Genomic DNA, 12,333 nt, shown 5'->3' with positions numbered 1-12,333 from the left:
CGCCGGAGGCTGCTAAGATTCCACGCCGTTTACGAGCCCCAATTTCAACGAGAGCCCCCCGCCCCCATGACCTCGACACGGAAGCTTCTGATTTTTGCCGTCCTCGCTGCGATCGTGGCCGGGGGAGGGTATTGGGGGTGGCAGAGGTTCTTCAACAAAAGTCTGCCCGACGGTATCGCCAGCGGCAACGGACGCATCGAGGCGACCGAGATCGACGTCTCCACCAAGATCGCCGGCCGCATCAAGGACATCCTGGTGAACGAAGGCGACTTCGTCGAGGCGGGCCAGGTGCTCGGCCATATGGATATGGAGCAGCTCGAGGCCCAGCGTCGGCAGGCGCAGGCGCAGCTCCAGCGGGCCTTGATCGGTATCGACACCGCCAAGAGCCTCGTCACCCAGCGGGAGGCCGAGCGGCGCGCCGCCGTCGCCACCATCGCCCAGCGCAACGCCGAGCTCGACGCCGCTGATCGCAAGCTCGCGCGATCGAGCGAGCTTGTGAAGACCAATATCGTGTCCCAGCAGGTGTTCGACAATGACCGGGCGAGCGCCGAAGGCGCCAAGGCCGCCGTGGCGGCGGCAGAGGCCCAGCTCGCCGCCAGCGAGGCCGGGATCAGCTCTGCCAAAGCGCTGATAGTAGATGCGGAAGCGGCGGTGGACGCGGCGCGCGCGGCCATAGACAGCATCACCGCCGACATCAATGACGGCGTCCTGAAATCACCGCGCGCGGGACGCGTCCAATATCGTGTCGCCCAGCCGGGCGAGGTGCTCTCGGCCGGGGGGCGGGTGCTGAACCTCGTCGATCTCGGCGATGTCTACATGACCTTCTTCCTGCCCACCGCCCAAGCGGGTAGGATCGGCCTCAGCACGGACGTGCGCCTCGTGCTGGATGCCGCGCCCCAATACGTCATCCCCGCCAAGGTCACCTTCGTGGCGGACGTCGCGCAGTTCACCCCGAAAACGGTGGAGACGGAGGAAGAGCGCCTCAAGCTCATGTTCCGGATCAAGGCGCAGATCCCGCCGGAGCTGCTGAAAAAATACATCCACCAGGTGAAGACCGGGCTGCCCGGTATGGCCTATGTGCGGCTCGATCCCAGCGCGAAATGGCCTTCCCGTCTGCAACAGGGACTGCTGCAATGAGCCCCATCGGAGACGCAGGTCCGCCGGTTCCTCCCATCCCGCTGGTGGTGTCGATCCGGGCTCTGTCTCTTGTCTACGGCAAAACCCGGGCGCTGGGTGCGGTGAGTCTCGATATTCCCGCCGGTCGCATGGTCGGGCTCATCGGGCCGGATGGCGTCGGCAAGTCGAGCCTCCTGTCGCTGATCGCCGGAGCGCGGGTCATTCAGCAGGGACACATGGTGGTGCTGGGCGGCGATATGGCCGACGCTCGCCACCGGCGCGCCACCTGCCCGCGGATCGCCTACATGCCCCAGGGCCTGGGCAAGAATCTCTACCCCACCCTGTCGGTGTTCGAGAACGTCGATTTCTTTGGCCGCCTGTTCGGGCACGACCGGACCGAGCGGGAGCGCCGCATCCGCGAATTGCTGGAGAGTACCGGGCTCGCCCCGTTCGTCGATCGCCTCGCCGGCAAGCTCTCCGGGGGCATGAAGCAGAAGCTCGGGCTGTGCTGCGCCTTGATCCATGATCCCGATCTCCTGATCCTCGACGAGCCCACCACCGGCGTCGATCCTTTGTCGCGGCGCCAGTTCTGGGAGCTGATCGATACCATCCGCGGCGGCCGGCCGGGCATGAGCGTGATCGTCGCCACCGCCTACATGGAGGAGGCCGCCCGCTTCGACTGGCTGGTGGCCATGGACGCCGGGCGGGTGCTCGCCACCGGCACGCCCGCGGATCTCCTGGCGAAGACCGGAGCCACCAATCTCGATGCGGCTTTCATAGCCTTGCTTCCGGAAGCAAAGCGCGCTGGGCACCAGGAGGTAATCATTCCGCCCCGCCCGGAGGGCGCCGACGGGGAGATTGCCATCGAGGCCGAACATCTGACCATGCGCTTCGGCGACTTCACCGCGGTGGACGACGTGAGCTTCCGCATCGGCCGCGGCGAGATCTTCGGCTTCCTCGGCTCCAACGGCTGCGGCAAGACCACCACCATGAAGATGCTCACCGGCCTGCTGGCGGCGACCGAAGGACGAGCACATCTGTTCGGTCAGGAGGTGGATCCTGACGACATGGCGGTGCGACGGCGCGTCGGCTACATGTCCCAGGCTTTCTCGCTCTACTCCGAACTGACGGTGCGGCAGAATCTCGACCTGCATGCGCGCCTGTTCGGCCTGGCCACCGATGCCATTCCCGATCGGATCGCCGACATGGTGAAGCGGTTCGATCTTGCCGACGTCACCGACACGCTGCCGGACGCCATGCCGCTCGGTATTCGCCAGCGCCTGTCGCTGGCGGTAGCCATGATCCACGCGCCCGACCTGCTGATCCTCGACGAACCCACGTCCGGCGTCGACCCGATCGCCCGCGACAGCTTCTGGCAGATCCTCTCGGACCTGTCGCGCAAGGACAACGTGACCATTTTCGTCTCGACCCACTTCATGAACGAGGCGGAGCTGTGTGACCGCATCTCGCTGATGCATGCTGGCAAGGTGCTGGTCAGCGACCGTCCGGCGGCGATCATCGAGAAGCGCGGCGCCAAGGATCTCGAAGAAGCCTTCATCGCCTATCTGGAAGACGCCATCGGCGCCAAGGCGGCTCCTGCCGCGCCGGCGGAGGAGCCGCAGACGGCGCCCGCGACACGCGACCTCGTGGAGGAATGGGCCGGCCAAGTGGCCTCACATGGCAAGCCCACCTTCAGCTTGCGCCGCATGTACGCCTATACCCGGCGTGAGGCTCTGGAGCTCAGGCGGGATCCGATCCGCGCGACCCTCGCCCTCCTGGGCAGCGTGCTGCTGATGTTCGTGGTGGGCTACGGCATCAACATGGACGTGGAGAACCTGTCCTTCGCGGTACTCGATCGCGATGACACCACGGTGAGCCGCGACTACGTGCTGCAGATCGCCGGCTCGCGCTATTTCACCCAGAAGGCGCCCATAACCGATTACGATGACCTCGATCGGCGCATGCGCGCCGGCGAGCTCAGCCTCGCCATCGAGATTCCCCCCGGCTTTGCGCGCGACGCGGCATACGGACGCAAGGTGCAGATCGCCGCCTGGATCGACGGCGCCATGCCCACCCGGGCGGAGACGGTGCAAGGCTACGTTCAGGGCATCCACGCGGCCTGGCTCACCCAGAAGGCGCGCGAACTCTACGGCAAGGCCGCTGCGGCCGGGGATTTCCAGCTGCAGTTCCGCTACCGCTACAATCCGGGCGTCGAGAGCCTGGTCGCCATGGCGCCGGCGGTGATCCCGCTGCTCCTGATGATGATCCCGGCCATGCTGGCGGTGCTGAGTGTCGTGCGCGAGAAGGAACTGGGATCGATCATCAACTTCTATGTCACGCCGGTGACGCGGCCGGAATTCCTCGTCGGCAAGCAGCTGCCCTATGTGGGCCTTGCCATGCTGAACTTCCTGATGCTGGCGGCCGTCGCCGTCTTCATCTTCCAGGTTCCCTTCACTGGCAGCTTCCTCACCTTCACCTTCGGCGCCCTGCTCTACGTCATCATCGCGACCGGGATGGGGCTCGTCATCTCCACCTTCATGAGCAGCCAGATCGCCGCCATCTTCGGCACATCGCTCATCACGCTCATTCCCGCGGTGCAATATTCCGGGATGATCGATCCGGTCTCCTCGCTCGAGGGGCTGGGGAAGTTCATCGGGACGATCTACCCCACCACCTATTTCGTAGTCATCTCCCGCGGCACCTTCTCGAAAGCCCTGGGCTTCGCCGATCTGTGGAGCGCGTTCGTGCCGCTGCTGATCACCGTGCCGGTGCTTCTGGGCCTGGGAACGCTGCTCCTCAAGAAACAGGCGACGTGAGCCATGCGCGCCGCCAACGTCCTCCAGCTCGGCATCAAGGAACTGCGCGGCCTCGTCCGCGACCCGATGCTGCTGTTCCTGATCGTCTATGCTTTCACGCTGTCGATCTACACGGCGTCCAGGGCGATGCCGGAAACCCTGAACCGGGCCGCCATCGGCATCGTGGACGAGGACCAGTCGCCGGTGTCGGTGCGCATCTCCACGGCGTTCTACCCACCCTATTTCACCCCGCCGCAACTCATCACGCAGCAGGAAATGGATGCCCGTATGGATGCGGGCATCGATACGTTCGCCCTCGACATCCCGCCCGACTTCCAGCGCGATCTCCTGGCCGGTCGGTCGCCCACAATCCAGCTCAACATCGACGCCACCCGCATGTCCCAGGCCTTCACCGGCGCCGGATACATCCAGTCCATCGTCACCGGTGAGGTGAACGAGTTCCTCAACCGCTATCGCCGTGCCGACACCGTGCCGGTGGACCTCGTGCTACGCGCCCGTTTCAACGCCGAACTGAACAAGAGCTGGTTCGGAGCCATCACCAACATCATCTCGTCCATCACGATGCTCTCCATCGTCCTGACTGGCGCCGCCCTGATCCGCGAGCGCGAGCACGGCACCATCGAGCATCTCCTGGTAATGCCGGTAACGCCCACCGAGATCATGGCGAGCAAGATCTGGTCCATGGGCCTCGTGGTGCTGGTGGCGTCCGCCTTTTCCCTGACAGTGGTCGTGCAGGGCCTTCTCGCCGTGCCCATCCAGGGCTCCCTCGCCTTGTTCCTGGCAGGCGCCGCCCTCCAGCTCTTCGCCACCACATCGCTGGGCATCTTCCTGGCGACGGTCGCCGGTTCCATGCCGCAGTTCGGCCTGCTGCTGATGATGGTGCTACTGCCCCTGCAGGTGCTCTCCGGCGGCGTCACTCCGCGTGAGAGCATGCCGGAGATCATTCAGATCATCATGTTCGCGGCCCCCAACACCCATTTCGTGATGCTGGCCCAGGCCATCCTGTTCCGGGGAGCCGGGCTCGACGTGGTCTGGCCCCAGTTGCTAGCCCTCGTCGCCATCGGAACAATCCTGTTCTTCTTCGCCCTCCAGCGCTTCAGAGCCTTCCTGCGGTGAGCACCGCACCCATCGGTCAGCATGAACTGATCTTCGCCCGCACAGGTGGACACCTCGGATAAGCTCCTTCGAGGCTCGAACGAACCGACGCTCTCGCAGCTAAGCATCGATCCGGAGTAGAGGGCAATGACGATTGAAACACCTCCTGCAGGCTCAAAATCACACGCCCGACTCCCCGGTGGCATCTGGGCGCTCGGATTTGTCAGCATGTTCATGGACATCTCGTCGGAGATGATTCACACGCTGCTTCCGATCTATCTCGTAACCATGCTCGGCACATCGACGTTGACGGTCGGCTTCATCGAAGGCATCGCCGAGGCAACCGCGAACATCACCAAGATATTCTCCGGCGCGCTCTCCGACTGGCTCGGCAAGCGCAAGCTGCTGACAGCCCTCGGCTATGGCCTCGCCGCTTTCACCAAGCCGATCTTCCCGCTGGCTGCCAGCGTCGGCTGGGTGGTCGCAGCGCGCTTCATCGATCGTATTGGCAAGGGCGTCCGCGATGCCCCCAGGGATGCGCTCATCGCCGATCTTGCACCGGAGGAACTGCGGGGCGCGGGCTTCGGCTTGCGTCAGGCTCTTGACACGATCGGGGCCTTTGTCGGGCCGCTCGCCGCGATCGTCCTGATGGCGCTCAGCTCCGACAATTTTCGCTTCGTGTTCTGGATCGCGGTCATTCCGGCCTTCATCTCGCTCGCGGTGATGATATTTGCAGTTCGCGAGCCCGCTCGGCATGAAGCCGACGCCAAGCCGAGGCTCCGCCTCGTGGATGCGAAACGCCTGTCCGGCCAGTTCTGGGCCGTGGTCGGCGTCGCCACCATCCTTACCCTTGCCCGGTTCTCCGAGGCATTCCTTATCCTGCGTTCCCAGAATGTCGGTCTGCCGATCGCGCTGGTGCCCACCGTCATGGTGGTGATGAACATCGTCTACGCACTTGGCGCCTATCCGGCCGGCGTGCTCTCCGACCGGATCGGAAGAGGTGGATTGCTCGCGGTCGGTATCGTCTGCCTGATCGTCGCCGACCTCATCCTCGCGCTCGGCACGGGCATTTCGCTCGTCATGATCGGCGTCGTCTTCTGGGGGCTGCACATGGCGCTCACGCAGGGGTTGTTCGCGAGCCTGGTGGCCGACACCGCCCCGGAGGATCTTCGCGGGACGGCGTTCGGCGTGTTCAACTTCGCCGGAGGCATCGCCATGCTGATCGCCAGCGTCATCGCCGGCGGCTTGTGGGACGCCTACGGTCCGGCCGCGACCTTTCTGGCCGGCGCGGGGTTCGCCGTGGTTGCGTTGATCGCTTTCGGCCTGTCGCAACGCTGGGCCAGCAGCACCTCCCCTGACCCGAGCAAGGATTGACGTGCCCCTCGCCCCGAAACTCAAGCCGTCAGCCACCCGCGCCAGGATCGCTTCAGGATCTCCAGGACGACAACCAGACCTATGGCGGTGCCGAACGCGACGGCGAGATCATCGGCATGCAGCGGCCCGAAGCGAAAAAGATCGCGCGCCGGCGCCCATGCCAGGGCAGTGCCCAGCAGGACGCCGGCCACGGCGCTCACCCACCACAGCGCGCGATTGTCCCACCGGAGCGCCCCGCGCACCGAGCTGTCGAAGGAGCGGTTGACCAGCACCAGTCCCAGATTGGCCAGCACGAGCGACACGAAGGTGAGCGCACGCACATCCCCCGCCGGCATGCCGCGCCGCAGCGCCAGCAGATAGAGTGCGGCAACGGCTGCGAAGGCGAGAACGCCCTGCAGCAGGCTCCAGAGCACGAGCCCCGACGAGAACAGACGGCTCGTCGCCGCGCGCGGCGGCCGGCTCATGATGTCCGTCTCCTCCTTTTCCGCCTCGAAGACCAACGAGCAAACGGGATCGATGATCATCTCGAGAAAGGCGATGTGGATCGGCGAGAAGATGATGGGCAGGCCGGTCAGCAGTGGCAGCAGCGCCAGACCGGCGATCGGCACATGCACGGCGAGGATATAGCCCATCGCCTTGCGCAGATTGTCGTAGATGCGCCGGCCGAGACGGACGGTCTTGACGATCGAGCCGAAATCATCGTCGAGCAGGACGAGCGCGGCGGCTTCCCGCGCCACATCGGTGCCGCGGCCGCCCATGGCGATGCCGATATCGGCGGCCTTGAGCGAGGGGGCATCGTTGACCCCGTCGCCCGTCATTGCGACGATGGCCCCCGTCGCCTTGAGCGCGCGGACAATCCGCAGCTTCTGCGCCGGCATGGTACGGGCGAATACGGAGACCGAGGCCACCCGCCGGTTCAGTTCCGCATCGCTCATCGCCTCAAGGTCATCGCCGGTGACGACGGTGTCGGCGGCGAAACCAGCCTTATTGGCGATCGCCAGAGCCGTCGCGGGATAGTCTCCCGTGATCATGATGACGCGGATACCAGCCGAGCGGCATTCTTTCACGGCCTCCAGCACTGATGGCCGCAGCGGGTCGGCAAGCCCGACAAGGCCCAGACAAGTGAACGCGAACCCTTTCGGCGATGCGGGCCACTTCTCGCCGCGAAAGCGCGCCTCCGCCACCGCGAGGACCCGCATGCCCTCGGCGGCCATCCGGTCGACGTCGCGGGCGAGCGCGCCGAGCGCTTCCTGATCGAGCCGGCAAAGCGCGGCAATCGCCTCCGGCGCACCCTTTGCGGCGACCTTGCAATCGTCCGTCCCGGAAACCTTCCAGACCTGTGTCACCGCGAGCAGATCCGGGCGTAGACCATAGCGGTGCACGAGTTCTTGTTTGTCCTCCCCGTTGCCTTCGCTGCTGCCCGCCTGCGCGGCCAAGGCATGAAACGCCCTCTCCATCGGATCGAACGGATCGGGAGCGCTTGCGAGCTGGCCCCAGTCGACGAGGCGCCGGAACCTGTCCGGCAACATCGACTCCCGTCCGGGCTCGAGACGGAGCATCTCATCGCCGGCAACGAGACAGATGATCGACATGCGGTTCTCAGTCAGCGTACCGGTCTTGTCGGTGCACAGGACCGTTGCCGCTCCAAGGGTCTCTATGGCCGCGGCGCGGCGGGTGAGCACGCGCGCCCGCGATATCCGCCACGCGCCCATGACAGTGAACACGGTCAGGACGAGGGGAAACTCCTCGGGCAGCATCGACATACCGAGCGCGATGCCTGCGAGAAGCGCCTCGAGCCAGGACCCGCGCCACAGACCGTAGAGGAGGACGGTCAAGGCACAGGCCGCGAGACCGAAGATGGCAAAGACACGCACCAGCCGGCGGGTTTCCTGAGTCAGGCGGGGTGGCGCGCTGTCGATCGCCTCCAGCGCCTGACCGATCTGGCCGATCTCGCTGCGCGGCCCCGTGGCTTGGACCCGCGCCAGTCCCTGGCCGCGCACCACAAGGGTGCCAGAGAAGACGAAAGGCAAATCGTCACCGCCTGGCCGCGCGGCACGGACGTCATCGCCGGCCACGACTTTGCGGACTGGCGCCGATTCACCAGTCAGGAGCGACTCGTCGGCCTGCACGTCGGTCGCTGCCATGAGGCGCGCGTCCGCAGGCACCCGGTCGCCTTCGCCGAGGACGATGATATCGCCGCGAACCACTTCGCGGCCTGGGATCCGCTGTCGCTCGCCGTCGCGAATCACGAGCGCACGCGGGCTGGTGAGATCCCGCAGCGCCTCGAGCACGCGCTCGCTACGGCTCTCCTGCACGATGGCGATGATGACCGAAATCGACGCGAAGACGAGAAGCATCAGCGCCTCGACGCGGTCGCCGAGCAGGAGGTAGATGATACCAGAGCCGATGAGCAGACCGAACATTGGCTCGCGCACGATTTCGAAGGCCATGCGCGGCAGCGATCGATGTCCAGCGCGCGGCAGCTCATTGTAGCCTTCTGCCGCGAGACGGGATCGCGCTTCGCCGCTTGTCAGTCCTTCCAAATCATCCCGCACGATGACTGCCTCCTTGATGTATCGGGATGGCGCCGCCGGTCGAGAGGAGCTGCGTTCGGGGTGCTGACTTGAAACGATTGATGCCCGGTAAATCGATCTCATTCCGACACTAGCCTGTAGAAGATCGCCCGCATTGCGTCGAGAGTCAGGATGGCCGTAGGCAACAGCAAAGCACCGGCGAGCTTGTTCATCCGAAGCGGCCCGAAAGGCGATGCCTCCGAATCTCGGAGACAAGCACGCGGCGGAGCGCTGTCCGGTAGGCCTGGGCGAGCGCAATTCGACCACAAGCAGCGGCAAGGTACCGTTCTGTGTCAGAGGCAAGAAGGGGTACTCCAAATGTGGCTGTCAAAGCTCACGAGGGGAGCCCTCCATGTCACAGCGGGCTGCGACGATTGAGAGTCTACCAATGGCCTTCGAGATGGTGAAGGCGATGCAGGCTGACAGGTTAGAGTGGGCGGAAGGTTATCGCCCGCTCGGCCGGCAGGCCTTTGAAGAGGCCAAGCCAGATATTATTTGCCCGGTGCACCCGCTGCGATGCTGGTGCGGATGCCGTCGAATATCTTCGTTCCGTCCTCCAGCAGATGCGACACCGACTGCTGCGCAAACGCGACATTCAGCTTAAACGCTTCAGCGGGATCGGTGCACTGGGAGACCTGTCTCAGGTAAGTTGCCTGATCCTGCAGCCTGTCTGCGGCTAGGCCCAGAACCTTCCCCCATCCGTCGGCGTAAATCTTTGCCGGCGCGTCGCTCCAGAGTTTTACCCAGTCTGTATTGCCCAGAGACGCGAATAGGGGATTGGATGCGGCCGTTTGGCTTTTCGGCGGTGTCGTTTCGGTCGCCATGACGAGGCAATCCTTTCAAGAAAAGTGGTTAACACCATTATTTTATTATCAAGGCGCCGGTCGTCATTGATTTATCGCAACGCGCGTTGACCAAAAATATGATAAAAAAACCCTGGAGTTTCTAGTTTCTGGAGTTTCTAGTTTCTCATGGCCCGACCCACCGCCGGCGCCGCAGCAGCCAAGCGCGAGCAGATCCTCGAGGAGGCGATCCTGCGGTATGAAGACACATCGCTCAGGGCGATCGCCGCCGATGTCGGTATCGATGTCGCCCATGTGCACTGCTCCTTCGGCTCGAAGGAACTGCTCTTCGCCGAGGCTGTCTGCGCAACGAGACGCCCGGAACGTTTCCTTGGCGGTCCGCCGGGCCTGCTGGCCGCCAAGCTCTCGGCCGAGATTCTTGTTCGTCAGGCGATGCATGACAACGACGAGGTCAGGCCGCTCGATATCCTCATGCGCTCGCTGAGCAGCCGTGAAGCCTCCTGGATCCTGCACGACAGCGCTCTGACCGATTTCATCGAGCCAATTTCAAAGATGACCTATCCGTCCTCCGCGCGGCGCGCCGCGATGATCGCCGCCGTGCTCCTGGGGATCGGTGTCCTCAGGGAGGTCCTCACGGTCGAGCCGCTGCTCGATACCGAGGATGGTGAGGTCCAGCAGCTCACCATCCAACTGCTCAAGGTTCTGATCGGCGCCCGTCCCTATGATGTGGCCGCGCGCGCGGCCGAGGGAGACGACCGATGACAGCAGCAGCCTCCACCACAAAGCCTTTGACGGCGGTTGTCGCGGTCGGTGAAGAGAGCGTCGGCAGCGAGGGGTTTCGCGCTATCGACCGCATGAGCGACGTGGTCGTCGCCCAGGTCACGGTCGGCTTTTCCCCGGCCTCCCTCGCGCTCGCCTTTTTCGACTGGTCAATTCATCTGGCGGCGGCCCCGGGCAAGCGCGCTGAGCTCGTCAGCAAGGCGGCGCGCAAGGCAGCCCGCTTCCTCGGCTACCTCGCCGCGGCCAGCTCCCATTCCGATACGCCGCCGTGCATCGAGCCGCTGCCGGGGGATTATCGGTTTGCGGCGGAGGGCTGGAAGAAGCAGCCCTACGCCGCCTTCGCCCAGGCGTTCCTGCTCAATCAGCAATGGTGGCACAACGTGACCCACGAGGTGCCCGGCGTCACACCGCACCACGAGCACGTCGTCTCCTTCGTCACCCGCCAACTGCTCGACCTGTTCTCACCCTCGAACCATCCGCTCACCAATCCTGAGGTTGTCGCCAAGGCGTTCGAAACCTGTGGTGCGAATTTCATCCAGGGCTGGCGCAACTTCGTCGAGGACGCCACCCGCACGGCCACCAACCAGCCGCCGGTTGGAACCGACGGCTTCATTCCCGGCAAGGATGTTGCCGTCACGCCCGGCAAGGTCGTCTACCGCAACCACCTGATCGAGTTGATCCAGTACGCCCCGACGACCGACAAAGTCCGGGCGGAGCCAGTCCTGATCGTCCCGGCCTGGATCATGAAGTACTACATCCTCGATCTCTCGCCGGAGAATTCGCTGGTCCGCTACTTGGTGAAGAATGGCCACACCGTCTTCTGCGTCTCCTGGCGCAATCCGGACGCCGCCGACCGCGACCTCACCATGGACGACTACAGGCGCATGGGCGTCATGGCCGCCCTCGACGCCGTCAACGCCATCGTTCCCAATCGGAAGATCCACGCCACCGGTTACTGCCTCGGCGGGACGTTGCTGACGATCGCCGCCGCCGCCATGGGACGGGCGGGCGACGACCGGCTCGCCTCGGTGACTCTGCTCGCTGCCCAGATCGATTTCACCGAGCCCGGCGAACTCGCGCTTTTCATCGACCACAGCCAGATGCATTTCCTCAACAGCATGATGTGGAACAGGGGCTATCTGTCCGCCGATCAGATGGCCGGGGCCTTCCAGCTCTTGCGCACCAACGACCTCATCTGGTCGCGTCACGTGCGCGAGTATCTGATGGGTGAGCGTGCGCCCATGATCGATCTCATGGCTTGGAACGCGGATTCCACCCGCATGCCCTATCGGATGCATTCCGAATACCTGCGCCGCCTCTATCTCGACAACGAGCTGGTAGCCGGCCGCTTCATGGTCGACGGCCGTCCCGCTGTTCCCCAGAACATCCGTGCGCCCATGTTCGTCGTGGGCACCGAGCACGACCATGTCGCGCCGTGGCGGTCTGTCTATAAGGTCCACCAGCTCGCCGACACCGACGTCACCTTCGTCCTGACGAGCGGCGGCCACAATGCCGGCATCGTCAGCGAGCCCGGCCATCCCCGGCGCCGCTTCCGTGTCGCCACGAAGCGCGTCGCCGACTTCGATCTCGGTCCAGAGGAATGGCTGCTCGCGGCGGAGCGGAAGGACGGCTCCTGGTGGATTGAATGGACGCAGTGGCTCGGCGCCCACTCCTCTCCGGAAACCGTGTCGCCTCCCAGCATGGGCGCTTCAGACGAGGGCTATCCGCCGCTCGAGGACACGCCGGGCAGTTACGTCTTGCGGCGATGAGGGTGTG

General features: G+C 64.7%; 8 protein-coding genes. 6 read left to right on the top strand and 2 right to left on the bottom strand.

Annotated features, from left to right (window positions below; all coding sequences use genetic code 11):
- Positions 1-66 precede the first annotated feature (66 nt).
- From RLW41_RS04600 to RLW41_RS04585, 4 genes are all read left to right on the top strand, one after another.
- Positions 67-1,137, top strand: a complete 1,071-nt coding sequence (locus RLW41_RS04600; protein WP_414463683.1) for an HlyD family secretion protein — start codon at positions 67-69, stop codon at positions 1,135-1,137.
- Positions 1,134-3,932: a ribosome-associated ATPase/putative transporter RbbA gene (gene rbbA / locus RLW41_RS04595; protein ID WP_414463682.1), complete on the top strand. Its 2,799-nt coding sequence runs from the start codon at positions 1,134-1,136 to the stop codon at positions 3,930-3,932. Before RLW41_RS04600 ends, rbbA begins: the two co-directional genes overlap by 4 nt.
- A 3-nt stretch (positions 3,933-3,935) precedes the next feature.
- Positions 3,936-5,048, top strand: coding sequence for an ABC transporter permease (locus RLW41_RS04590; RefSeq protein WP_414463681.1), 1,113 nt, complete (start codon positions 3,936-3,938; stop codon positions 5,046-5,048).
- 126 nt (positions 5,049-5,174) lie between these two features.
- On the top strand, positions 5,175-6,401 hold the full coding sequence (locus RLW41_RS04585) for an MFS transporter (RefSeq protein ID WP_414463680.1): 1,227 nt from the start codon (positions 5,175-5,177) through the stop codon (positions 6,399-6,401).
- 20 nt (positions 6,402-6,421) lie between these two features.
- On the opposite strand, the gene RLW41_RS04580 is transcribed toward RLW41_RS04585, so the two are convergent.
- The gene (locus RLW41_RS04580; RefSeq protein ID WP_414463679.1) at positions 6,422-8,956 is read right to left on the bottom strand and encodes a cation-translocating P-type ATPase; all 2,535 of its coding nucleotides are present in this window, start codon (positions 8,954-8,956) and stop codon (positions 6,422-6,424) included.
- Positions 8,957-9,465: 509 nt separating this feature from the next.
- Positions 9,466-9,798 (bottom strand): phasin family protein, encoded by a 333-nt coding sequence (locus tag RLW41_RS04575; protein ID WP_414463678.1) that lies wholly within the window; start codon positions 9,796-9,798, stop codon positions 9,466-9,468.
- A gap of 147 nt (positions 9,799-9,945) precedes the next feature.
- Between RLW41_RS04575 and RLW41_RS04570 the strand changes: the two genes are divergently transcribed.
- A complete protein-coding gene (locus RLW41_RS04570; protein ID WP_414463677.1) occupies positions 9,946-10,539 on the top strand; it encodes a TetR/AcrR family transcriptional regulator in 594 nt (197 codons plus the stop codon).
- On the top strand, positions 10,536-12,326 hold the full coding sequence (locus RLW41_RS04565) for a PHA/PHB synthase family protein (protein WP_414463676.1): 1,791 nt from the start codon (positions 10,536-10,538) through the stop codon (positions 12,324-12,326). The genes RLW41_RS04570 and RLW41_RS04565 overlap by 4 nt, the downstream gene beginning before the upstream one ends.
- Positions 12,327-12,333: the final 7 nt, after the last annotated feature.

Source organism: Hyphomicrobium sp. DY-1 (genome assembly GCF_047497105.1).
Lineage (GTDB): Bacteria > Pseudomonadota > Alphaproteobacteria > Rhizobiales > Hyphomicrobiaceae > Hyphomicrobium_B.
The sequence above is the reverse complement of the archived record's forward strand: the minus strand, read 5'-3'. Positions and strand labels throughout refer to the sequence as shown.

What these genes read in the sequence shown, in the direction of transcription:
- RLW41_RS04600 (WP_414463683.1), top strand. Translation starts at nt 67, where the DNA reads ATGACCTCGACACGGAAGCTTCTGATTTTTGCCGTCCTCGCTGCGATC.
- rbbA (WP_414463682.1), top strand. Translation starts at nt 1,134, where the DNA reads ATGAGCCCCATCGGAGACGCAGGTCCGCCGGTTCCTCCCATCCCGCTG.
- RLW41_RS04590 (WP_414463681.1), top strand. Translation starts at nt 3,936, where the DNA reads ATGCGCGCCGCCAACGTCCTCCAGCTCGGCATCAAGGAACTGCGCGGC.
- RLW41_RS04585 (WP_414463680.1), top strand. Translation starts at nt 5,175, where the DNA reads ATGACGATTGAAACACCTCCTGCAGGCTCAAAATCACACGCCCGACTC.
- RLW41_RS04575 (WP_414463678.1), bottom strand. Translation starts at nt 9,798, where the DNA reads ATGGCGACCGAAACGACACCGCCGAAAAGCCAAACGGCCGCATCCAAT.
- RLW41_RS04570 (WP_414463677.1), top strand. Translation starts at nt 9,946, where the DNA reads ATGGCCCGACCCACCGCCGGCGCCGCAGCAGCCAAGCGCGAGCAGATC.
- RLW41_RS04565 (WP_414463676.1), top strand. Translation starts at nt 10,536, where the DNA reads ATGACAGCAGCAGCCTCCACCACAAAGCCTTTGACGGCGGTTGTCGCG.